At 73.9% G+C, this 22,671-nt stretch carries 19 protein-coding genes and 2 pseudogenes; 7 read left to right on the forward strand and 14 right to left on the reverse strand.

Going from position 1 to position 22,671, the window contains the following annotated elements:
• Nucleotides 1-229 precede the first annotated feature (229 nt).
• On the forward strand, nt 230-1,111 hold the full coding sequence (locus ABZ478_RS31965; RefSeq protein ID WP_359554849.1) for a universal stress protein: 882 nt from the start codon (nt 230-232) through the stop codon (nt 1,109-1,111).
• Between the two features lie 65 nt (nt 1,112-1,176).
• Here ABZ478_RS31965 and ABZ478_RS31970 read toward each other — a convergent pair whose 3' ends face one another.
• Entirely contained in the window at nt 1,177-1,461 is a 285-nt protein-coding gene (locus tag ABZ478_RS31970) for an SHOCT domain-containing protein (protein ID WP_359554921.1), read from the reverse strand.
• 309 nt (nt 1,462-1,770) lie between these two features.
• Here ABZ478_RS31970 and ABZ478_RS31975 point away from each other — a divergent pair.
• Nucleotides 1,771-1,956, forward strand: a pseudogene (locus tag ABZ478_RS31975) (putative PEP-binding protein); the annotation flags it as partial.
• 118 nt (nt 1,957-2,074) lie between these two features.
• Here ABZ478_RS31975 and ABZ478_RS31980 read toward each other — a convergent pair.
• From ABZ478_RS31980 to ABZ478_RS31990, 3 genes are all read right to left on the reverse strand, one after another.
• The gene (locus ABZ478_RS31980) at nt 2,075-2,947 is read right to left on the reverse strand and encodes a universal stress protein (protein WP_359554851.1); all 873 of its coding nucleotides are present in this window, start codon (nt 2,945-2,947) and stop codon (nt 2,075-2,077) included.
• 22 nt (nt 2,948-2,969) lie between these two features.
• Nucleotides 2,970-3,833, reverse strand: coding sequence for a universal stress protein (locus ABZ478_RS31985; protein WP_359554854.1), 864 nt, complete (start codon nt 3,831-3,833; stop codon nt 2,970-2,972).
• Between the two features lie 108 nt (nt 3,834-3,941).
• Nucleotides 3,942-4,814, reverse strand: coding sequence for a CBS domain-containing protein (locus ABZ478_RS31990; protein WP_359554856.1), 873 nt, complete (start codon nt 4,812-4,814; stop codon nt 3,942-3,944).
• An 84-nt stretch (nt 4,815-4,898) separates the two neighbouring features.
• Here ABZ478_RS31990 and ABZ478_RS31995 point away from each other — a divergent pair, with 84 nt between their 5' ends.
• Nucleotides 4,899-5,330 carry a V-type ATP synthase subunit D gene (locus tag ABZ478_RS31995; protein WP_359554859.1) on the forward strand — a complete coding sequence of 144 codons (432 nt, stop codon included), beginning with the start codon at nt 4,899-4,901 and terminating at the stop codon, nt 5,328-5,330.
• A 67-nt stretch (nt 5,331-5,397) separates the two neighbouring features.
• On the opposite strand, the gene ABZ478_RS32000 is transcribed toward ABZ478_RS31995, so the two are convergent.
• On the reverse strand, nt 5,398-5,577 hold the full coding sequence (locus ABZ478_RS32000; protein ID WP_359554862.1) for an Hsp20/alpha crystallin family protein: 180 nt from the start codon (nt 5,575-5,577) through the stop codon (nt 5,398-5,400).
• A 29-nt stretch (nt 5,578-5,606) separates the two neighbouring features.
• Entirely contained in the window at nt 5,607-5,777 is a 171-nt protein-coding gene (locus ABZ478_RS32005) for a hypothetical protein (protein WP_359554864.1), read from the reverse strand.
• 276 nt (nt 5,778-6,053) lie between these two features.
• On the opposite strand from ABZ478_RS32005, the gene ABZ478_RS32010 reads away from it, so the two are divergent.
• The 3 genes from ABZ478_RS32010 (at nt 6,054) to ABZ478_RS32020 (ending at nt 9,105) form a co-directional block, all read left to right on the forward strand.
• The gene (locus ABZ478_RS32010; RefSeq protein ID WP_359554867.1) at nt 6,054-6,935 is read left to right on the forward strand and encodes a universal stress protein; all 882 of its coding nucleotides are present in this window, start codon (nt 6,054-6,056) and stop codon (nt 6,933-6,935) included.
• Nucleotides 6,936-7,058: 123 nt separating this feature from the next.
• Nucleotides 7,059-7,271, forward strand: a complete 213-nt coding sequence (locus tag ABZ478_RS32015; protein ID WP_359554870.1) for a hypothetical protein — start codon at nt 7,059-7,061, stop codon at nt 7,269-7,271.
• 97 nt (nt 7,272-7,368) lie between these two features.
• On the forward strand, nt 7,369-9,105 hold the full coding sequence (locus tag ABZ478_RS32020; protein WP_359554872.1) for a GAF domain-containing sensor histidine kinase: 1,737 nt from the start codon (nt 7,369-7,371) through the stop codon (nt 9,103-9,105).
• A gap of 13 nt (nt 9,106-9,118) precedes the next feature.
• Here the strand turns inward: ABZ478_RS32020 and ABZ478_RS32025 are convergent, their stop codons facing one another.
• The 7 genes and pseudogenes from ABZ478_RS32025 to ABZ478_RS32055 form a co-directional block, all read right to left on the reverse strand.
• A complete protein-coding gene (locus ABZ478_RS32025; protein ID WP_359554874.1) occupies nt 9,119-11,503 on the reverse strand; it encodes a phosphoketolase family protein in 2,385 nt (794 codons plus the stop codon).
• Nucleotides 11,504-11,557: 54 nt separating this feature from the next.
• Nucleotides 11,558-12,337, reverse strand: coding sequence for a respiratory nitrate reductase subunit gamma (gene narI, locus ABZ478_RS32030; protein WP_359554876.1), 780 nt, complete (start codon nt 12,335-12,337; stop codon nt 11,558-11,560).
• The gene (gene narJ, locus ABZ478_RS32035; RefSeq protein ID WP_359554878.1) at nt 12,334-12,993 is read right to left on the reverse strand and encodes a nitrate reductase molybdenum cofactor assembly chaperone; all 660 of its coding nucleotides are present in this window, start codon (nt 12,991-12,993) and stop codon (nt 12,334-12,336) included. Before narJ ends, narI begins: the two co-directional genes overlap by 4 nt.
• Nucleotides 12,990-14,719, reverse strand: a pseudogene (gene narH, locus ABZ478_RS32040) (nitrate reductase subunit beta). Before narH ends, narJ begins: the two are co-directional and overlap by 4 nt.
• Before the next feature lies 1 nt (nt 14,720).
• The gene (locus ABZ478_RS32045; RefSeq protein ID WP_359554923.1) at nt 14,721-18,401 is read right to left on the reverse strand and encodes a nitrate reductase subunit alpha; all 3,681 of its coding nucleotides are present in this window, start codon (nt 18,399-18,401) and stop codon (nt 14,721-14,723) included.
• 211 nt (nt 18,402-18,612) lie between these two features.
• Nucleotides 18,613-18,873: a hypothetical protein gene (locus ABZ478_RS32050; RefSeq protein ID WP_359554881.1), complete on the reverse strand. Its 261-nt coding sequence runs from the start codon at nt 18,871-18,873 to the stop codon at nt 18,613-18,615.
• A gap of 173 nt (nt 18,874-19,046) precedes the next feature.
• Nucleotides 19,047-20,294: a NarK/NasA family nitrate transporter gene (locus ABZ478_RS32055; protein ID WP_359554882.1), complete on the reverse strand. Its 1,248-nt coding sequence runs from the start codon at nt 20,292-20,294 to the stop codon at nt 19,047-19,049.
• Nucleotides 20,295-20,596: 302 nt separating this feature from the next.
• On the opposite strand from ABZ478_RS32055, the gene ABZ478_RS32060 reads away from it, so the two are divergent.
• Nucleotides 20,597-21,019, forward strand: a complete 423-nt coding sequence (locus ABZ478_RS32060) for a pyridoxamine 5'-phosphate oxidase family protein (RefSeq protein ID WP_359554885.1) — start codon at nt 20,597-20,599, stop codon at nt 21,017-21,019.
• A 45-nt stretch (nt 21,020-21,064) separates the two neighbouring features.
• Here the strand turns inward: ABZ478_RS32060 and ABZ478_RS32065 are convergent, their stop codons facing one another.
• Nucleotides 21,065-22,270 carry a globin domain-containing protein gene (locus tag ABZ478_RS32065; RefSeq protein WP_359554888.1) on the reverse strand — a complete coding sequence of 402 codons (1,206 nt, stop codon included), beginning with the start codon at nt 22,268-22,270 and terminating at the stop codon, nt 21,065-21,067.
• Nucleotides 22,271-22,671: the final 401 nt, after the last annotated feature.

Raw genomic sequence — 22,671 nt, forward strand, 5'->3', positions numbered from 1 at the left:
CGGCCGCACGAGGGGGCCGAAGCCGGTCCCCCGGCGGGGGTCTCACGGCCCTGGTCGTCACGGGCGGGACGCGGTGTCCTGGAGTTGAGCCGAGGGCCACGAGGAGACACGGTGAAGCGGAGCGAAACCGCGCACCGTGCAATCAGGGCCCGCGAGAAGCGGGCGGCCCCCGGCTCCACGCGCCGGGGGCAGTGCCGGGGGGGGACACCGAGCTACCCGGAGGTGTGTCATGACGAACCCGGTCGTCGTCGGAGTGGACGGATCGCCGTCGAGCCTGGACGCGGTCGAGGCCGCGGCCCGGGAGGCGGGGCTGCGAGGCGCGGAGCTGCGTCTCGTGCACGCCTTCGGCTGGCCGTCGATGCATCTGCCGCCCGGCGGGCCCCCGTGGAATCCCGCGGCGGCGGGCCTGCGCGAGATGGTGGACGGCACCCTGGTGAAGGCCGAGGAGCGGGCCCGTGAGGCCGTACCGGAGCTGGCGGTCACCCGCGAAGTGGCCGTCGGTGAGCCGCTGATGGTGCTGGAGATCGAGTCGCACACCGCCTCGCTCGTCGTGGTCGGCAGCCGCGGGCTGGGCGGGTTCGGCGGTCTGCTGCTCGGCTCCACCGGCGTGCACCTGGCCGCGCACGGCCGCTGCCCGGTGCTGGTGGTCCGCGGCAGGCCCGATCCGGACGGTCCCGTGCTGCTCGCGTCCGACGGCTCACCGGCGGGCGAGGCCGCCGCCGGACTCGCCTTCGCGGAGGCGTCGCTGCGCGGCGCGGACCTGCTGGCGCTGCGGGTGTGGAACTCCTGGAGCGAGGGCGCCGACGAGCCCGCCGTCCATCCGCTGGACGTGGTGGTGGACGCCGAGCGGCTCCAGGCCACGGAGGAGCGGGCGCTGGAGGAGACTCTGCGCCCGTGGCGGGAGCGTCATCCGGAGGTCGCGGTGGAGCGGCGCGTGGTGCGGTCCCGGGTGCGTCCGGCGCTGATCGAGGCCAGCGGCGAGGCGCGGCTGCTCGTCGCCGGTGCCCGCGGCCGCGGCGGCTTCACGGGCCTGCTCCTGGGCTCGGTGAGCCAGGCCCTGCTGCACCACGCGCACTGTCCGGTCGCCGTGGTGCGGGGCACGGTGTCCTGACCCCCGGCCGGCGCGCCGGACCCTGGAGGTTCCAGCAGCCGCGCGAGGGCCGGCGCCGGCGCGGGTCAGCGCCTGGCGGCCCTGGGGGCGTCGCCGGTGTCCTCGCGCAGGACGGCGAGCCGGCGGCGGTACTCCTCCTCGTCGATCTCGCCGCGGGCGAAGCGCTCGGCGAGGAGATGCTCGGCCGCGGGGCCCACGGACCGGGTTCCGGTCGGGGCACCGCCCCCGCCCGGCCGGGCCAGGGCACGGTACAGCAGCACGCCGAGGGCGATGATCAGGGCCCAGAAGAGCAGCATGCCGACGGACATGGCGAACCAGCCCCACCCGGCATTGTGGTCGTACCAGAACATCACGGCGACTCACTTCCTGGAGGGCACCGGCACAGGTGCTCCGGTGCGTGGGGTCCGACCTGTCTGTGTCCACCGTCCCGCGCGCCCGGCAGTACGTCATGAGCCGATGAGGCCCGTCCGCAGGGCCGTTGGACCCTCATCGGGCCGCGTGCCCGTCCCGGCCGCGCGCCTGGGGCCGGTCGGCCGCGGTCCGCGGGCCGGAGGGCACCTCCCCGGCCGCCGCGCCGCGACGGACGATGGACAGGTATCGGGACCCGGACCACCGAGCCGAGAAGAGTCGTCAAGAGCCGCTTCGTGTACGACTTCCGGGGCCGGCTGGTCCGGATCGCCGTCGAGGAGGGCCGTGCCACCCGGCCGGGGCTGCGGACCGGTGTGCGCGGCGAGCACGGCGGCGACCCGGAGCCGATCCGCTTCTTCCACTCCGTGGGCCTGGACTACGCCTCCTGCTCGCCGTTCCGGGTCCCGGTGGCCCGGCTGGAGGCGGGGCGGGCGGCCGGGCGGCGCTGGACGGCGTCGACACCGGCGACACAAGGTGAGCACGCCGCCCTGGTGGCACCGGACGGGCCGGCCCGTCCGGTGCCGTCTGGTTGCGTCCGGTACGCCGCGGTTCGGTTCAGGAGGCCTCGGGTACGACGGCCACCGGGCAGGCCGCGTGGTGCAGGACGCCGTGGACGACCCGGCCGAGGTGGAGCCCGAACGGGCCGTGGCGGTGCCGGGCGCCGACGACCAGCAGACCGGCCTCGTGCGAGGCGGCGACCAGGACGTCCCGGGCGTGCCCCTCGACGGCCCTGCGGGTCACCTCCAGGCCGGCCGGGACGTCCGCCAGGGCCTCCTCGACCGCCTCGGCGGCCCGCTGCTCCTCGAACCGGGCGGGCTCACCGGCGAACAGCGAGTGCGCGGTGGTCGCGTGCGCGGGGTGCCGCCACGCCCGTACGGCCTCCAGGGGCACCCGGCGCAGTACCGCCTCCTCGGCCGCGAAACGGGCGGCGGCCGAGACCGTCGGCTTCTCACCGACGCCGAGGACGACGGGGCCGCGCGGCGCCGCACCGGCCCGGTTGTCGTGGCTGCCGCGCAGCACGATCACCGGGCAGTGCGCCCGCCCGGCGACCGTGAGGCTCACGGAGCCGAGGAGCGCCTCGGTCACACCGCCGCGGCCGCGGCAGCCCAGCACCACCGCGAGGGCGCCGCGGCTCTCCCGCACCAGTGCCTCCTCCGGCTCCTCGCCCACTACGTCGGTACCGACCGGCACTCCGGGACGGCGGCGCTCGGCACGGAGCCGCGCGGTGCCGACCACGTCCTGCGCCATCACCTCCTCCTTCGGTCTGTCCAGCTCCTGGGCGAGCAGGGCGCCCTCGTACCGGTCCCAGAGCGAGGCGTACACCAGCCGCAGCTGCGCGCCGCGCAGGGCCGCCTCGTCGGCCGCCCAGTCGACGGCCCGCAGGCTCGGCCCGGATCCGTCGACGCCGACGACGATCGGCAGGTCCATGGGGCTCTCCTTCGGTCGAGGGTCAGGTGTGCGGGACGACGGCCACGGGGGCCTCGACGTGGTGCAGCACGGCGTGGGTGACGTGGCCGATACGAGCGCCGAGGGGGCCGGTGCGGACCCGGCGGCCGACGACGACCAGGGCGGCGTCGCGGGCGGCCCCGACGAGGACCCGCGCGGCGCTGCCGCACCGGCTCGCCTCGATCACCTGGACGTCCGGGAACTTCTGCCGCCAGGGACGCAGCAGCTCGGTCAGGACGGTGGCCTGCCCGCGCGCGTGCGAGGCGTGCGTGCCGGCGTCGCCCTGGAGGGGGTGCACGGAGCCGTGCGGCTCGTAATAGCCGTGCACGACCCGCAGGGCGGTGTCCCGGCACGCGGCGGCGTCGAAGGCGAACTCGAGCAGCGTGTCGTCCGGCGCGCCGGTGTCGAGACCGAGGACGACCGGCCGGAAGGGCCCGCCGGCCGACGGTACGCCCGCCGGGTCCGGCCGGTGCTCGTCGGCGGCCTGCTCACCGGCCCGGACCAGCACCACCGGACGCTCGGCGCGGGCGATGACGGCCAGGCTGACCGAGCCGAGCAGGAACCCGCCGACGGTGCCGAGCCCGTGGGAGCCCAGCACCATCAGCTCGGCGGTGTCGGCCGCCTCGGTCAGGGCTTCGGCCGGGTTGCCGGTGAGCTGGTCGGTGACCACCTCGGCACCGGGGTGGCGCAGCCGGATGCCCTCGGCCGCCTCGCGCGGGATGCCGCCGGTGCCTTCGGCGGGGCCGGGCCCCCGGACGTTGACGATCTTCAGCGGCAGCCGGCGCAGCAGGGCTTCGCGGGCCGCCCATTCGACGGCGGCCCGGCTCTCGGGCGAGCCGTCGAGACCCGCGGTGATGGTTCGGGTCATGGTCTCCACCTCCGGGGACGGGGGGCGGTTCGGGCGGTGAGTGTGGGCCCCGCGGCGGGACCGGCGGGCTCCGCGTCCGGGGCCCGGCACCCGTGAGCGGGCGCTGTGTCAGTCCGCGCGGAGGAGGTTCTTCACCTCGACCACGTCGGTGATCCGTTCGACCTCGGCCAGCAGCCGGGCCCCGGTCGCCGGTGACACCTGCCCCGCCAGTTCGACGATGCCGTCGTGGACGGTCACGTCCACGGCTCCGCGGTCGTGCGGGGAGCAGACGGCCCGGACCCTGGTCTCCACCTCGGCCTGGATTCCGGCGTCGTCCCTGATCAGGATCTGCAGCAGGGCGTCCCGGCCGACCGCGCCGACCAGCCGGCCCTCATGGTCGGCGACCGGCAGCCGCTTCAGCCGGGACAGCGCGGCGAGCCAGGCGGCCTCGGCGACGGTGGTACCCGGCAGCACCGTGATCGCGGGGCTGGTCATCAGGTCGGCCGCCGTCTCGCCGCGGGCCTTGCCGTGCAGGCGCCGTTCCCGGAGCCTGCCGATGGGGCCGGGGCGGTGGCCGGAGGCCTCGAACGCGACCTTGGCCAGCAGGTCCGACTCCGAGACGACGCCCAGCACACGGTCCTCCCCGTCCACGACCGGGAGGGCGCCGACCTGTTCGCGCGCGAGCAGCCGGGCGATCTCCCGGTAGGGCAGGTCGTCCCGCAGGGACGCGGAGGGCACGTCCATCACGTCCCGCACCAGCGCCGGACCGGCGCCGTGCGGCGGCACGGGCGGCCGCGTGGGCGGGGCGGCCCGGGAAGCCGGCCGGGTGGTCTCACCCGGCGGGGGCTCCTCGCCGCCGGCGTGCCAGGCCGCGGCGGCGGCCACGGCGCCCAGGTACCGGACGAGCATGTCCTGCCGGGCGCTCTCACCGGGGCTCCAGGAACGGCCGGGCTGGGTGCGCCGGGCCTCCGCCCCCGTGGAGAAGTTCTCGTGCCTGTTCACGGTGGCCTCCGCGCTCCGTCGGGTTGCCTGTTGTCCCAGTGTCACCGCGCACCTGTGCTCGCCGCCTAGAGCCGAACGGCCCTGGTGGAGCGGCGTGACGGCCCTATCCGGGCCGAGGCGGCGCCGGCGGACCGGGCACGGGTCGGCGTCCGGTGGGACGCGCTGATGGGCGTACGGCACCCGGCGGCCCTGTCCTGGACGGACCCGGTGCGCGCCCCGGAGGAGCCGGCGCCACCGAACACGGCGCTGGCGCACGCCGAGACGGCGTACCGGGCCGCGGTGCGGGCGGCCGCCGAGCACACCGTCCACGGGGCCGCCGAACTGCTCGCCGCGGAGGCCGCCCGGACCCGGCAGCGGGTCCGCGCCCTGCGCCGGCACTGGATCCCCCGGCTCCGGCGGGAGCTGGCGGCGGTGGAGCCGGCGCTGGAGGAGGCGGCGGTGGAGCCGGCGCTGGAGGAGGCGGAGCACGAGGAGGCGGTACGGCGCCGCTGGGCCGCGGCGCGCGCCGTCCGGTGACCGCCCCGGGAGCGGGCGGGCGCCCGCGGGCCCGCGCGGGGCCCGCCGGCCGGGGACGGATCGCCGGTCAGCGCTTGTGCTGGATCTCGACGTGCCTGGCCTCCGTCTTCTCGGCGCCCAGGCCCACGCTGACGGTGAGCACGCCGTCGGTGTAGTCGGCCTTGATGTCGTCCTCGTCGGCGCCGCGCGGCAGCGTCACGCTGCGGCTCATGGCGCCGTACCGGAACTCGCTGTGGTTCTTGTCCACGTCCCGTTCGGTGCGCTCGGCCTGGACCGTCAGGACGCCTTCGCCGACGACGACGTCGATTCGGCGCGCATGACGTAGCGGCCGCTCTCCGTGTAGTCCTCGATGCGCACGGCGGGCATCGTGAAATTGCTGGGGATGGTCTCGAACCAGTCGGGCATGTCCGGGAACGGGAATTTCTGCCTGCGTGTCAGTGTGGCCATCGCCGTGACCTCCTCGGCGGTCGTCGGGTCTGCCGGCACCTCTAGTGCAGCGCGCGCGGGCCCGTCGCGCGTAGGCCGAACGGCCCTTCTTGCGGGTCCCCGGGTGCTTTCCGCCGGCTGCGCCGGAAGCCGGGGCCCCTGGCACTGGCAGTCCGGCCGTACCGGGACTTCCATGGAAGGAGCGGTGGTTCTCCCCGTGCCACCGCGGCGAGGAGGCGAGGACGATGAACGTGCTGCCCCGGCCCCCGGTCCCGGCCACCACGGAGGGAGGCGGCCATGGCGGGCGCCGCTGACCGCAGGCCGGTCGTGGTGGGCGTCGATCCGGACCCGGGCCGGCGGATGGCGCTGGCGTGGGCGGCCGACGAGGCGGTCCGGCGACGGGTCCCGCTGCGCCCGGTCCACGTGGAGGGCGTGCCGACCAGGGGTACCCGGGAGCCGGATGTCCCGTCGTCCTGGGAGCAGTGGAACGACACGCTGCACCGGGCCGGCAAGCAGGTGCTCGACGACGCCGTGGACTTCGTCACCGCGCGCTGCCCGGACGCCGTCGTCGATCCGCTGCTCGCGGAGGGCGACCCGGTGTGGGTGCTGCGCGAACAGAGCCGCGACGCCACGTCGGTGGTCCTGGGCTCGCGGCATCTGAACCGGACTCGGGAGGTCTTCGGCTCGGCGGCCGTCGCCCTGCCGGTGGCGGCTCACGCGCACTGCCCGGTGGTCGTCGTGCCCGAGCCGGAGCACGTCACGCAGGAGCCCGCGTACTTCGTCGTCGGCGTCGACGGCAGCGAGCGTTCCGCCGTCGCCGTCGACCTGGCGTTCGAGGAGGCCGCGCTGCGCGGGGCCCAGTTGCGGGCGCTGTACGTCTGGCAGCCGGGGCCGCTGCGGATCTTCGACGAATACGCGGCGCAGCAGGAGTGCCGTCGGCTGCTCTCCGAGACGGTGGCCGGCCGCCGGGCCCGCTACCCGGAGGTGGACCTGCGTCACGAACTGCTCACCGGGCATCCCGTGCGGGCGCTCGCCGACGCCTCGGCGCACGCGCTGGGCCTGGTGGTGGGTACCCGGGGGCATGGCGGTTTCACGGGCATGATGCTGGGCTCGGTCAGTCAGGGTCTGCTGCGCCACGCCCGCTGCCCCGTCCTGGTGGTTCCGTCGCCGCCGGCGTGAACCGGGGCGTACCGGGCCGCGGAGGAGCGCGGTCCCCGACGTCCCGCCGGCCGGCACGGCACAGCGGCCCGCGAAGGAGCGCGGGCGGGTGACACGGTCCGCCGCACACTCCCGGGAGGAACAGTGAGCAAGCGTGCCCGAAACCTGCCGCGGATCGAGTCCGAGCGCTGCGGCGCCCGGCTGCCGTCCCGCAAAACCGTACGTTCCAAGGCCGTGCGCGCCAAGGACGGCCGCGTCACCCGGGCGCCCCGGGGCGCGGCGGGTGAGTGGATGCTGCTGCCCGGCGGCACGTGGCGGCACGTCCGGACGATCCGCGTACCGAGCCTGTTCGGCTGAGGGCGCCGGCCGCCCGCGGGAACCCCGGGCTGCCGTGCGGCGACCCCGGCCCGTCGGGCATCCTGGGGGGTGAGTCGGCGAGACGGTGAGGGGAGCCGTGGTGGACGAGCGCGCGCAGGACGGGCGTGAGTCGCAGGCGTCGGGAATGTCCCCGCAGTTGCGCCTGGACGCGCTGCTGGACGATCTCCAGACCCAGGTGGCGCAGGTAAGGGGAGCGCGGGACCGGGTGCACACCCTGCTCGAAGCCGTCCTGGCCGTCGGTTCGGACCTGGACCTGGAAGTGGTGCTGCGCCGCATCGTGGAGTCGGCCGTCACCCTGGTCGACGCCCAGTACGGCGCGCTGGGCGTGGTGGGTGACGAGGGCACGATCAAGCAGTTCGTCACGGTCGGCATGGACGAGGAGACCATCGCCCGGATCGGGCACTATCCGCGCGGCGAGGGCATCCTGGGCCTGCTCATCCGGCACCCGGAGCCGCTGCGGCTGGCGGACCTGCACCGGCACGCGGCGTCCGTGGGCTTCCCGGCCGGGCACCCGCCGATGAGCAGCTTCCTCGGCGCCCCCGTCCGGGTCCGGGAGCAGATCTTCGGCAATCTGTACCTGACCAACAAGCGCAGCGGGGCGGAGTTCGACACCGACGACGAGGCGGTGCTGCGCACCCTGGCGGCGGCGGCCGGCGTGGCGATCGACAACGCCCGGCTGTACGAGGACGCGCAGCGCCGGCAGCGGTGGCTGGCGGCCAGCAACGACCTGACCCGCAGCCTGCTGTCCGGCGCCGAGCCGGGGGCGGTGCTGGAGTCCTTCACCGAGAAGGTGCGGGAGGTGGCCGGCGCGGCGCTGGTCACCCTCGCGGTGCCGGTCGGCGACCGCGGTGAGCTGGTCGTCGAGGCGGCCTCGGGCGCGGGGGCCGACAAGGTCCGCGGCCTGGTGCTGCCCCCTTCGGCACTGGCCGCCAAGGTCTTCACCTCGGGCGAGACGATCACCAGTGACGCGCTGAGCGCCGACCCGCGCGCGGAGGGCGGCAGCGCCTCGGTGGTGGAACTCGGGCCGGCCTTCTTCGTGCCGCTCGGCACCCCGGAGCACATCCGCGGGGTGCTGCAGGTGGCGAACCTGCCCGGCGGTGCCCTCTTCGCCGACGCCGTGAGCGACATGGTCACCGGGTTCGGCAGCCAGGCCGCGCTGGCCCTGGACGTCGCCGAGCACCGGCGCGACACCGAGCGCATGGTGGTCCTCGACGACCGCGACCGGATCGCCCGGGACCTGCACGACCTCGTCATCCAGCGGCTGTTCGCGGGGGCGCTGTCGCTGCAGTCGACCCTGGGGCGGGTCTCCGACCGGCCGCGGGTGAGCGAGCGGATCCAGCGGGTGGTGGACGACCTGGACGACACCATCAAGATAATCCGCTCCACCATCTACGCCCTGCGCGAGGGCGACCAGGCGCGACGCGGCAGCGGGCTGCGCGCCCAGCTCGTCGCGGCCACCGAACGGGCCACCGAATCGCTCGGCTTCGCGCCCGCGCTGCGCATGACCGGGCTGCTGGACACCGTCGTCTCCGCCGAGCAGGGCGAGCAGTTGCTCGCCGTGCTCGGCGAGGCGCTGTCCAACGCGGCCCGGCACGCGCACGCCACGTCGGTCGACGTCGGGGTCGAGGTCACGGACGCCGCCCTGCGGCTGCGGGTGGCCGACAACGGCCGCGGCATCGATCCGGCGGTCACCCGGCGCAGCGGTCTGGCGAATCTGCGCCGGCGCGCCGAGGAGATGAACGGCACGTGCGCCCTGTCCGCGAACGAGCCGAGCGGCACGGTCGTCGAGTGGACCGTGCCGCCGGCTCCCTGACCGTCCGGGCCGCTCAGCCGTCCCAGGTCCAGTCGGCCACCTCGGGCATGTCCGTCCCGTGCTCGCGGATCCACACGTGGTGGCGCTGGCGGGCGTCCTCCATGTGCTGGCGTACGGCCGCCGCGCGCACCGCCAGGCCGGGGACGCGGTCGATGACGTCCATGACCAGGCGGTAGCGGTCCAGGTCGTTGCTGACCACCATGTCGAACGGCGTGGTCGTGGTGCCGATCTCCTTGTAGCCGCGCACGTGCAGGTTGCGGTGACCGGTGCGCCGGTAGGCCAGGCGGTGGATCAGCCACGGGTAGCCGTGGTAGGCGAAGACGACCGGCTTGTCCGGGGTGAACAGCCCGTCGTACTCGAAGTCGGTCATCCCGTGAGGGTGTTCCTCCTTGGGCAGCAGCCGCGCGATGTCCACCACGTTGACCACGCGCACGGCCAGCTCGGGCAGGTGCCGGCGCAGCAACTGGGCGGCGGCCAGCACCTCCTGGGTGGGCACGTCGCCGGCGCAGGCCAGCACCACGTCCGGGTCCCGTGACCCGTCCTCGGTGCCCGCCCACTCCCAGACGCCGGCGCCGCGCGCGCAGTGCACGCGCGCCTGCTCCATCGGCAGCCAGTCGAAGCAGGGCTGCTTGCCGGCGACGATGACGTTGACGTAGTCGCGGCTGCGCAGGGCGTGGTCGGCCACGGACAGCAGGGTGTTGGCGTCCGGCGGGAAGTAGACCCGGACCGCCTCGGGGCTCTTGTTGAGGATGTGGTCGACGAAGCCGGGGTCCTGGTGCGAGAACCCGTTGTGGTCCTGGCGCCACACGTGTGAGGTCAGCAGGTAGTTGAGGGAGGCGATGGGGGCCCGCCAGGGCAGCCGGCGGGTGGTGCGCAGCCACTTGATGTGCTGGTTGACCATCGAGTCGACGATGTGGACGAAGGCCTCGTAGCAGGAGAACAGTCCGTGCCGGCCGGTGAGGAGGTAGCCCTCCAGCCAGCCCTGGCAGGTGTGTTCGGACAGGATCTCCATCACCCGGCCGTGCCGGTCGAGGTGTTCGTCCACGTCGAGGGTCTCGGCCTGCCAGGCCTTGCCGCTGGCCGCGTACACCGCCTGCAGGCGGTTGGAGGCGGTCTCGTCCGGGCCGACGAGGCGGAAGTCGCGGCGCTCGGTGGTGGCCCGCATGACGTCCTCGAGCAGGTCGCCGAGGACACGGGTCGGTTCGTGCAGCGTGGCGCCGGGCTTGTCGACGGCGACGGCGTACCGCTCCAGCGGCGGCAGCGGCAGCTCACGCGCCAGCAGGCCGCCGTTGGCGTGCGGGGTGGCCCCGAGCCGGCGGGTTCCCGCGGGCACGCAGGCCAGGACCTCGGGCCGCGGGGCGCCCCGCTCGTCGAAGAGCTCCTCGGGCCGGTAGGAGCGCAGCCACCGCTCCAGTTGCCGCAGGTGCTCGGGGTTGTCCCGGACGGCTGCCAGCGGAACCTGGTGGGCGCGCCAGGTGCCCTCCACGGGCACTCCGTCGACCTCGGCCGGACCGGTCCAGCCCTTCGGGGTGCGCAGCACGATCACCGGCCAGCGGGGCCGTTCGGTGGCGCCGTCCTCGCGGGCGGCGCGCTGGGCGCCGGCGATGCGGTCGAGGGCGGTGTCCATGGCGGCGGCCATGGCGCGGTGCACGGCGGCCGGCTCGTCACCGGTGACATGGATCGGGTCGTGGCCGTAGCCCCTCAGCAGGTCGTCGAGTTCGGCCTCGGGGAGCCGGGCGAGCACGGTCGGGTTGGCGATCTTGTAGCCGTTGAGGTGCAGGACCGGCAGGACGGCGCCGTCGTGGACCGGGTCGAGGAACTTGTTGGAGTGCCAGGAGGCGGCGAGCGGTCCGGTCTCCGCCTCGCCGTCCCCGATGACACAGGCGACGACGAGGTCGGGGTTGTCGAGCGCTGCGCCGTAGGCGTGGGAGAGCGCGTAGCCGAGTTCGCCGCCCTCGTGGATCGAGCCGGGGGTCTCCGGGGCCACGTGGCTGGGCACTCCGCCGGGGAACGAGAACTGCTTGAAGAGCCGCGCCATGCCGGCCGCGTCCCGGGTGATGTCGGGGTACGTCTCGGAGTAGGAGCCCTCCAGCCAGGAGTTGGCGAGCACGGCCGGTCCGCCGTGGCCGGGGCCCCAGACGCACAGGGCGTTCAGGTCGCGGGCCCTGATGACGCGGTTGAGGTGGGTGTGCACCAGGTTGAGGCCGGGTGACGTGCCCCAGTGGCCGAGCAGCCGGGGCTTGACGTGCTCCGGGCGCAGCGGTTCGGTCAGCAGCGGGTTGGCCATGAGGTAGATCTGGCCGGCGGACAGGTAGTTCGCGGCGCGCCAGTGGGCGTCCAGCGACCGCAGCTCCTCCTGCCCGAGGCGGTCGGACGCCTGCTGGGTGTCGACGGACATCGGAGTTCCTTTCCGTACTGGCGGTTCAGGGACCTGGGTTCTCGGGACGGGTCGTCATCCGATGCGTTCCCAGTTGCGGCGGGGCGCACGGGTGCCGAGGCGGGTGTCGCGGCTGCGGTAGACGATGTAGGGGCGGGTGAGATAGCCGACCGGCGCGGTGAGCACGTGGACCAGGCGGGTGAAGGGCCAGAACGCGAACAGCAGCAGCGCGCTGATCGCGTGCAGCTTGTACAGCAGGGGCGCGCCGGCCATGAGGTCGCCGTCCGGTCGCAGGTAGAAGACCGAGCGGAACCAGACGGAGATGGTCTCGCGGTAGTTGTAGCCGCCGCCGGCGATGTTGGCGTCGACGGTGGCGGACAGGCCCAGCACGATGGTCGCGGCGAGCGAGACGTACATGGCCTTGTCGTTGCGGGTGGTGGCGGAGAACACCGGGCCGACCGTGCGGCGCCGGTAGATCAGGATGGCCAGTCCGCCCAGTGTGCACACCCCGGCGACGGTGCCGAGGGCGACCGCCATCACGTGGTACGAGGTCTCCGAGACGCCGGCGGCCGCCGTCCAGCTCTCCGGCAGGACCAGGCCGATGACGTGACCGACGAGCACGATCAGGATGCCGAAGTGGAAGAGCGGGCTGCCGATGCGCAGCAGCCGGTTCTCGTACAGCTCCGAGGAGCGGGTCGTCCAGCCGAACTTGTCGTAGCGGTAGCGCCAGACGTGGCCGAGCACGAAGAAGGCCAGGGCGACGTAGGGCAGGATCACCCAGAGCACGATGCCGCCGGGTCCGGCCCCGGCGGCCGTGGTGAGGGACGGCGTGCCGGACGGCACGGCTGCGGTCATCGCGGGCCTCCTGCGGGGTCGGGCATGAACGGCGCGGGCGTGTAGGGGGCGAGCCCGACCTCCTCCTCGGGCGGCCCCTCTGCGGCGAGCCGGGCGACCGCGTCCCTGTCGTCGCCCTTGAGCGGCGGCAGGGTGGCGGAGACGGATTCCAGCACCCACGCCCAGGGCGAGTCCTCGGAGCGCAGGGCCAGGCGGAGCAGTTCGAGTCCGGCGCGGTGCTCGGTGAGCAGCCGGTGCCCGGCGGCCGGGTCGGTGCCGGCGAACTCCAGTACGACGGCGAGATGGTCGGGCAGTTCGTCCTCGGCCAGGCGCAGGCCGGCGGCGGCGTAGGCCTGTTTGAGGCGGAGCAGGGCGATACCGCGCTTGCGGGTGTCGCCGTGGGCGTAGTAGGTGAGGTACGGGCAGCAGCGCTTGCGGTGGTCGAAGGTGGCGACGTAGGCGGTGGCCAGATCGGCGGCCGGGGTGCGTCCGGCGTACCCGGCGAACGCGAGGAGCGGGTCACGGACCCGGCCGGGCAGGGCGGCGGCGGCCCGGCGGGCCAGGTCCAGGCGCTGCTCCTGCTGCTCGTCGGGGTAGGCCAGGAGCAGGGACTGCGCCTGCCAGGCGTACGGGTGCCAGGGCTGGGTGCGGGCCGCCGGCCTGAGATTCCGCTTCATGGCCTGGGCTCGGCCTCCCCACCGGTGTCGTCGCTGTCGCCACTGGTGCCTTCTGAGCCCGGTGGCGGGAACAGGCCGGGCGGGGAGCCTTTGCCGTCCCAGTTGAGGAGGTTGACGCGGGTGTCCTTGCCGACGGGGGCGGCCGGGGTGTCGGAGGTCTGCCGGTCGCGCAGGGCCCGGTAGTTCTCCACGGCGATGGGTGCCGCGCCTCCGGAGGTCTCGCCGAAGGGGCCGCTGCCTCCCATGCCGGGGCCGCCCTCGTAGTCCAGGCTGCACTCGGTGGCCAGTTCCTCCAGCTTGTGCGCCTGTTCGGCGTGGGCGGGCGGGATGACGTACCGCTCGTCGTACTTGGCCAGCGCCAGCAGCCGGTACATGTCGTACATCTGCTCCTCGCCCATGCCGACCCCTTCGGGGATGGCGGCGTCCGGTTCCCGGCCGAGGTTGATGTCGCGCATGTAGGAGCGCATGGCGGCGAGCCGGCGCAGTACGGCGTCGACGGGGGCCGGGTCGCCGGCGGTGAAGAGCTGCGCGAGGTAGTCGACGGGGATGCGCAGCGCCTCGACGGCGGCGAACAGGTTGCGGTGGTCCTCGGCGTCGTGTCCGGTCTCGCGGACGGCGTCGACGACCGGGGAGAGCGGGGGCACGTACCAGACCATGGGCAGGGTGCGGTACTCCGGGTGCAGCGGGAGGGCCACCTTGTACTTGTTGATCAGGGCGTGCACCGGGGAGCGCTGGGCGGCCTCGATCCAGTCCCGGGGGATGCCCGACCGCTCCGCGGCGGCGACGACCCGGGGGTCCTCCGGGTCGAGGAAGACGGAGCGCTGCGCCTCGTAGAGGTCGGTGTCGTCCGGGGCGGAGGCGGCCTCCAGGACCCGGTCGGCGTCGTAGAGGACCAGGCCGATGTAGCGGAGCCGGCCGACGCAGGTCTCGGAGCAGACGGTGGGCAGTCCGACCTCGACGCGCGGGAAGCAGAAGGTGCACTTCTCGGCCTTGCCGGTGCGGTGGTTGAAGTAGACCTTCTTGTACGGGCATCCGGTCACGCACATCCGCCAGCCCCGGCAGCGGTCCTGGTCGACGAGGACGATGCCGTCCTCCTCGCGCTTGTAGATCGCGCCGGAGGGGCAGGAGGCCGCGCAGGAGGGGTTGAGGCAGTGCTCGCAGATGCGCGGCAGATAGAACATGAAGGTCTGCTCGAACTCCAGCTTGATCTTCTCGGCGACCTCGCCCAGCAGGACGTCCTTCTCGCCGTGCTGGGCCGAACCGCCGAGGTCGTCGTCCCAGTTGGCCGACCAGGAGATCTTCATGTCCTTGCCGGTGATCAGGGACTTGGGGCGGGCCACGGGGTGTGGTCCTGCAGCGGGGCGTTGGTCAGCGTCTCGTAGTCGTAGGTCCAGGGCTGGTAGTAGTCGTCCAGGGACGGCAGCACGGGGTTGGAGAAGATGGTGATCAGCTTCTTGAACCGGCCGCCCGCCTTCAGCGACAGCCGGCCGCGCTTGTTCAGCTCCCAGCCGCCGCGCCACCGCTCCTGGTCCTCGTAGCGCCGGGGGTAGCCCTGGCCGGGGCGGGTCTCGACGTTGTTGAACCACACGTACTCGACGCCGGTGCGGTTGGTCCACGCCTGTTTGCAGGTGACCGAGCAGGTGTGGCAGCCGATGCACTTGTCGAGGTTCATCACCATCGCCATCTGGCCCATGACGCGTCCGATGGTGGCTTCGCCGCGGGGCATGTCAGTACTCCACCTCCTGGTCGGCGCGGCGGCGGACGACCGTCACCTCGTCGCGTTGGTTGCCGGTGGGGCCCAGGTAGTTGAAGGCGTAGGAGAGCTGGGCGTAGCCGCCGATCAGATGGCTGGGCTTGACCAGCAGGCGGGTGAGGGAGTTGTGGATGCCGCCGCGGCGGCCGGTGGTCTCGGTGCGGGGCACGTCGATCAGGCGGTCCTGCGCGTGGTGCATGTAGACGGTGCCCTCGGGCATCCGGTGGGAGACGACGGCGCGGGCGGCGACGACGCCGTTGCGGTTGACCGCCTCGATCCAGTCGTTGTCCTGTACGCCGATCTTCTCGGCGTCCCGCGTGCTCATCCAGATGGTGGGGCCGCCGCGGGACAGCGACAGCATGAACAGGTTGTCCTGGTACTCGGAGTGGATGGACCACTTGTTGTGCGGGGTGAGGTAGCGCACCGTCACGCCGAGTTCTCCGGTGTCCCCGATCCGCGGCTCCCCGAACAGCGTGTGCATGTTCAACGGGGGACGGTATACGGGGAGTTGTTCACCGAGTGCGGTCATCCAGTCGTGGTCGAGGAAGAAGTGCTGGCGGCCGGTGAGGGTGTGCCAGGGCTTGCCGCGCTCGACGTTCACGGTGAACGCGGAGTAGCGGCGCCCGCCGCTCTCGGAGCCGGACCACTCGGGGCTGGTGATGACGGGCACGGGGGCCGCCTGGGTGTCGGCGAAGGTGATCTGCTTGCCCTCGTGCTCGGCGGCCAGGTCGGCGAGCCGGGCGCCGGTGCGGGCCTCCAGGGTGTGGAAACCCTGGGTGGCCAGATGCCCGTTGGTGGTGCCGGACAGGGCGAGGATCGCCTCGCAGGCGTGCACGTCCCGGGCGAGCGCGGGCCGGCCGTCCGCCACTCCCCCGCGCACGGTGCCGTTCTTGTGCCGCAAATAGTCGAGTTCGCGCTCCACCTTGAAGGTCACGCCCTTGGTGGTGGCGCCGAGGGAGTCGAGGAGGGGGCCGATCGCGGTCATCTTCTCGGCGACGGCGCCGTAGTCCCGTTCCACGGTGACGAGTCTCGGCATGGTGCGGCCGGGCACGGGCTCGCACTCGCCGGCCCTCCAGTCCCGGACCCGGCCGTGCGGGTTGGCGAGTTCGTCCGGGGTGTCGTGCAGCAGCGGGGCGGCGATCACGTCCTTGCGCACGCCGAGGTGGGTCGCGGCGAGCCGGCTGAAGGCGCGGGCGAGGGTGTTGAAGGCGTCCCAGTCGGTGCGGGTCTGCCAGGGCGGGGCGATCGCCGGGTTGAAGGCGTGCACGTAGGGGTGCATGTCGGTGCTGGACAGGTCGTGCTTCTCGTACCAGGTGGCGGCCGGGAGCACCACGTCGGAGAAGACGGTGGTGCTGGTCATCCGGAAGTCCAGGGTGAGCAGCAGGTCCAGCTTGCCGGTGGGGGCCTCCTCCCGCCACACCACGTCCCGGGGGCGGGCGCCGGGCGGCGCCTCGGTGGCGTTCACCGAGGAGTCGGTGCCCAGCAGGTACTTGAGGAAGTACTCGTTGCCCTTGGCGGAGGAGCCGAGCAGGTTGGCCCGCCAGATCGTCAGCACGCGCGGGTAGTTCTCCGGCGCGTCGGGATCCTCGCCGGCGAACGTGAGCCGTCCGGCCCTGAGTTCGTCCACCACGTGGTCGGCGACCGGGCGGCCGGCCGCCTCCGCCTCGTCGGCGAGGTCGAGCGGGTTGCGGCCGAAGGTCGGGTACGAGGGCATCCAGCCCATCCGGGCCGAGGCGGCGATCACGTCCGCGGTGGTCATCCCGGCGAAGGGGCCGCCGGCGCCGGCCGCGGCGAGGGTGTCGGCGGAGAACGGGTCGTAGCGGTACTGGTCGCTGTGCAGGTACCAGTACGCCGTCTGGATCATCGTCCGCGCGGGCCGGTTCCAGTCGGCGGCGGTGGCCAGCGCCGAGTAGCCGGTGATGGGGCGGACCTTCTCCTGACCGACGTAGTGCGCCCAGCCGCCGCCGTTGACGCCCTGGCATCCGGTGAGGGTGGTCAGGGTGAGGAAGGCGCGGTAGATGGTGTCGGAATGGAACCAGTGGTTGGTGCCCGCCCCCATGATGATCATCGAACGGCCGCGTGACTCCTCGGCGTTGGCGGCGAACTCCCGGGCGATGCGGGCCGCCCGCGCGGCGTCCACACCGGTGATCGCGGCCTGCCAGGCGGGGGTGTACGGCTCGGTGGCGTCGTCGTACGAGGCGGGCCAGCGGCCGGGCAGGCCCGGGCGGGACACCCCGTACTGGGCGAGCAGCAGGTCGTACACCGTGGTCACCAGCCGGCCGGCGATCCGCCGGACCGGGACGCCGCGCGTGAGCACGCCGGCGCTGCCGTCGGGGGCGTCGAAGCGGGGCAGTTCGACCGCGACCGGCGGCTCGTCGCCGCCGTCGGCCGTCAGGAGGGGATCGACGTCGCCGAGGTCCAGGTTCCACCGGCCGGTCCCGCTCTCGCCGAACCGGTCGCCCAGGGTGCCGTTGGGGACGACGGGGACGCCGTCGGCGTCCAGCAGCACCGTGCGGAACTCGGCGTGCTCCGCGGCCGCGTGCGCTCCGCCGAGATCGGCGGCGGTCAGGAACTTCCCCGGCGTGTAGCTGCCGCTGCCCGGCTCGCGCTCGTCGAGGGCGACCAGGAACGGCAGGTCGGTGAACCGCTTGACGTAGCCGTCGAAGTACGGGGTGCGGCGGTCGGCGAAGAACTCCTTGAGCACCACATGGCCCATGGCCATCGCCAGGGCGCCGTCGGTGCCGGGCTGGGCGGCCAGCCACTCGTCGGCGAACTTCACGTTGTCGGCGTAGTCCGGGGAGACGGCGACGACCTTCTGGCCCCGGTATCGGGCCTCGGCCATCCAGTGCGCGTCGGGGGTCCGGGTCACCGGCAGGTTGGAGCCCCACATGATCAGGTAGCCGGCGTCCCACCAGTCCCCCGACTCGGGCACGTCCGTCTGGTCGCCGAAGACCTGCGGGGAGGCGACCGGCAGGTCGGCGTACCAGTCGTAGAAGGAGAGCATCACGCCGCCGAGCAGCGAGTAGAAGCGGGCCCCGGCGGCGTGCGAGACCATCGACATCGCCGGGATCGGCGAGAACCCGGCCAGCCGGTCGGGGCCGTACTCCTTGATGGTGTGCACGTGCGCGGCGGCGACCATCTCCACCGCCTCGTCCCAACTCGCCCGCACCAGGCCGCCCTTGCCGCGCACGGACTTGTAGCGGCGGGAGCGCTCGGGGTCGCAGACGATGTCCGCCCAGGCCGCGACGGGGTCACCGAGCCGGGCCTTGGCCTCGCGGTACATCTGCAGCAGCACACCGCGCACGTACGGGTAGCGGACCCGGGTCGGCGAGTAGGTGTACCAGGAGAAGGCGGCCCCGCGCGGGCAGCCCCGCGGCTCGTACTCCGGGCGGTCGGGACCGACCGAGGGGTAGTCGGTCTGCTGGGCCTCCCAGGTGATGATGCCGTCCTTGACGTACACCTTCCAGGAGCAGGAGCCGGTGCAGTTCACACCGTGGGTGGAGCGGACCACCTTGTCGTGCGACCAGCGGTCGCGGTAGAAGTCGTCGGCCTGCCGGCCGCCCTCGCGGTGCAGGGTGCGCAGGTCCTCGGAGACCTCCGCCCGGGTGAAGTACCGCCGGGAGCGCACCAGCGCCTCCGACAGCCCGCCGTCCAGGCCCGGGAGCCCCGGCCCGCGCCTTCCGTCCGGTGCCGGCTCCGTCTCCGTGGCCACCGCTGCGCCCCTTCCCGGGCCTGACGGCCCTTCGGATGCTCGTCTCGGTCCCTGCCCCAGGGAACGCCCTCGCACGTGTTGCCACAATTCCCGGCACCCACACGTCACGCCAATACCCTTGCGCGGCCCGGACCGGCCCGGTGCGGACGCCGGGTCAGGTGGACGGCTGCGGCTGCGGCACACGGGTGCCGGCCCGGGCGCGTACCGCCTCGACGGCCTCCCACTGCTCGGTGTCCAGGCAGGCCGGTGCGGCCGGGAAGACACCGTCCTGCTCCTTGAGGATGTGGTCGCGCAGCAGGTTCAGCACCTCGGTCAGCCGTTCCGGCCAGGCGGGGTCGGCCGGTGCTCCCCCGGCGGCCTCGCGCAGTACGGTCTCGACGCCGTGTTCCTCGACCTCGGTGTGCGGGCCCAGCACATCGGCGATCGTCCGGGCGGGCCTGCGCCATCCGCGTGACGTCCCCGTCCCGGTGGGCGTCGCGCACCCGGCTGATCAGGCCGACCACCGTCTCGTGCTCCAGGGTCAGCTCGTCGATGGACTCCAGCGCCTGGCAGCCGCAGTACTCGCACATCTCGCGGTTCTCCTCGTCGTCAGTGGGCCCGGGCGGCCGGGGCGCGCCGGCCGAGGGCGTGGCTCACACCGGTGCCGGTGAAGGTGAGAGCGGCGGCGGCCACGACCGCCAGCAGGACCAGGCCGATGGCGTACGAGCCGTAGGCGCCGTACAGCGAGCCCATGACCAGCGGCGGAATGAATCCTCCGAGGCCGCCGGCGGCGCCGACGACACCGGTGACCGAGCCGACCTTGTTCGCCGGGGCCAGCAGGGCGACCAGGGCGAACACGGCGCCGCTGGCGGCGCCGAGCGCGGCGGCCATCGCGAGGAACGCGATCGTGCCGGCCGGCGCCAGGGCCGGGGTGAACGACTGGGCGAGCGCTCCGGCGAGCACCACGGCCAAGGCCACGGCCAGCACCCGCACCGGGCCGACGCGGTCGGACAGCCAGCCGCCCACCGGGCGCATCGCGACCGCCAGCAGCACGAAGCCCGCCATCCGGTTGGCCGCGTCCGCCTGGGTCAGGCCGTAGCCGGTCCTCAGGTAGGTGGGCAGGTAGACGGAGAAGGCGACGTAGCCGCCGAAGGCCACCGCGTACAGCGCGGAGGCCTGCCAGGTGACCGGCAGCTTCAGGGTGGCGGCCAGGCGGCGGGCCAGCGGCTCGGTGGGCACCGGGCGCCCGGGGGCGTCGCGGAGCACCAGGGCGGCCACCACCGCGTAGAGGGCCAGCACACCGGCGGTGATCAGGAACGGGTTCGCCATGCCGTGCGCCTTGACCAGGTTGACCGTGGTCAGCGCGCTGATCGCGGTGCCGCCCATGCCGGATCCGAAGATCCCGATGGCCAGGCCGCGCCGCTCCGGCGGGAACCAGGCGTTCACGAACGGCACGCCCACGGCGAACGCGGTGCCGCCGATACCGAGGAAGAATCCTCCGGCCAGCAGCGCGGCCAGCGAGGAGTGCCCGGCCAGACCCAGGTAGAGCACCGGCAGGATGGTGGCCGCCGAGACCAGCGGGAACATCACGCGCCCGCCGAACCGGTCGGTCAGCGCGCCCACCGGGATCCGTCCCAGCGAGCCGACCACCACCGGCACCGCCACCAGCAGCGACTGCTGGAACGAGCTGAGGTCCAGGCTGTCCTTGAACCGCGGGCCGAGCGGGCTCAGCAGGGCCCAGGCCCAGAAGTTGACGGCGAAGCCCACCGTGGCCAGTGCCAGCATCAGCCACGCCCGGCCGGAAACGGTCGCGGTCCGCTCCGGCCGCTCGCTCTGCTTCCTCGACGGCTGAAGCATGCCGTCCCCCTTCGTGTGCGCAGTCGTACGGCCGGCTGATCGCACCGGCCTCCGGTCTCTCGGCCGCGCGGTGCGCGCAAGTGGCCCGCTCCCAACTATCCGCGCCCGGCTTCCCCGGAAGAGGGGGCCGAACGGCCCCTGCGGCCGGCCCGTCGGTCCCCCGCCGCCGGCCGTCCGGCGGGCGGCTCCGGTGGGGGTGGCCCGGGGGGCCCGGCGAGAACACCCGGTGGTGCTCCATGGGCCCGTCGTCAAGGGCCGTCCGGCCCTAACGATGTCCGGCACCCCGGAGGGACCATGGACGGATGTTCCCCACCGACGGCTTCCGCGTTCTCGGCCGGCAGGAGTGCCTGCGCCTGCTGGCCAAGGTGCCGGTCGGCCGTGTCGTGTACACCCGACGGGCGCTGCCCACGGCGCTGCCGGTCAACTTCTCCGTGGACACGGACTCCGCCGTCGTGCTGCGCACCTCGGCGGGCTCGGACCTCGTCCGGGCGATCGACGGGGTCGTGGTGGCCTTCGAGGCCGACGACTTCGACGCCGGGGCCCGGTCCGGGTGGAGTGTGGTCGTCACGGGTCGCGCGTCGGTGGTGACCGGGCCAGCCGAGCTGGAACGGCTGTCACGCACCGGTCCGCGCTCCTGGGTGGTCACGCACGACGGGGTCTTCGTCCGCATCGAGGCCGAGCTGGTCACCGGCCGGGAGCTGACGGGCGGCCCGGGCGCCCACTGAGGCGGGGCGGTCCCGGCGGCGGGCCGCCGGGACCTGGGCCTGGGGTCAGTCCTCGCCGTGGGCCAGCCACAGGTCGGGGCCGAAGACCTCGTAGCGGATACGGCGGGCCGCGACGCCGGCGCGGAGCAGCTGGGCGCGTACGGCGCGCATGAAGGGGAGCGAGCCGCACAGGTAGACGTCGGCGTCGGCGGGCAGGCCCAGACCGCCGAGATCCATGAGCCCCGGGCGCGCCCCGGGTTCCGTCCGCGCGTCGTGCTCGTACCAGAAGTCCGCGCGTGCGTCCGGCAGTCGGTCCACCAGGCGCCGGGTGTCGGCCCGCAGGGCGTGGTCGGCCGGGCTGCGGTCGGCGTGCAGGACCCTGACCGGGCGCGTCGAACCGGTGGCGGCGAGGTGTTCGAGCATGCCGACCATCGGGGTGCAGCCGATGCCGGCGGAGACCAGCACGAGCGGGGTGCCGGCGTCGTCGAGGACCACGTCACCGAACGGGGCCGACAGGGTGAGTTCGTCGCCTGCCCGCACGGTGCGGTGGAGCCGGCCGGAGACCTCGCCCTCGGGGGCGTCGGCGAGGCCCGCCACCCGCTTGACGGTGATGCGCCGCAGCCGGTCGCCGGGGGCGCCCGACAGGCTGTACTGGCGGGTCTGGCGGACGCCGTCGGGCATCCGCACCCGGACGCTGACGTACTGGCCGGCCCGGGCCGCGGGCAGCGGGCCGTCGTCGGCCGGGCGCAGCAGGAAGGAGGCCACGTCGTGGGTCTCCTCCCGTCGCTCCACCACGGTCCACTGCCGCCACGGATCGCACGGGTCCACCTGCGCCTTCTGGTAGAGCCTGGCCTCCTGGGCGATGAGCGCGCCGGCCATCAGCCAGTACACCTCGTCCCAGGCGCCGGACACCTCCGGGGTGACCGCCTCGCCGAGGACGTCGCCGATGGCGCCGAACAGGTACTTGTGCACGATCGTGTACTGATCGGCCGTCACACCGAGCGCGGCGTGCTTGTGGGCGATGCGCGCCAGCATCGCGTCGGGCCGGGTGTCGGGGGCGGCCAGCAGAGCCTGGGCGAAGGCCGCGATGGATCCGGCGAGCGCCTTGCGCTGTTCGCCGTTGGCCTGGTTCCCGCGGTTGAACAGGCCGTCCAGCAGCTCGGGTTGCTCGGCGAACATGGTGCCGTAGAACCGGGCCGTGATCTCGTCCAGGGCACCGCCGACAGCGGGCAGGGTGGCACGGACGATGGCGGCCGACTCGGGCGAAAGCATGGAAATCCTCCAGGGATGGGGCCCCTGTGCGGGCACTTGGGGACGGCGCTCACCGTCTCGGCCGGGATCCGGGTTGGCGGATCGGACCGGCGTGCCGATCATCTCGGCGGGGCCATCACGGCGCATGGGGCCGAACCGCCCTGTGCGCAGGGCCGGTAGGTCCGGTTCGGGCGGCCGGACGGCACTCGGTGGCGAGTGGAGGGGCGACACGGGCGGCGCGGCGCCGCCGTGCAAGGGGCGTGACGGGCAGGGGGCTCGGCCGTCCGGGGGGGCCCGGCCGTCGCGGGGCTCCGCTGTCACGGGGGTACGGCAGTCACGGGACTTGTGCGGCTCGCGGCGCGGCTGTCGCGGGAGTTCACGGTCACGCGGCCCCGCCACAACGGGACTTCGGCGTCCTGCGG

Source organism: Streptomyces sp. NPDC005706, from assembly GCF_040631045.1.
Taxonomy (GTDB): domain Bacteria; phylum Actinomycetota; class Actinomycetes; order Streptomycetales; family Streptomycetaceae; genus Streptomyces.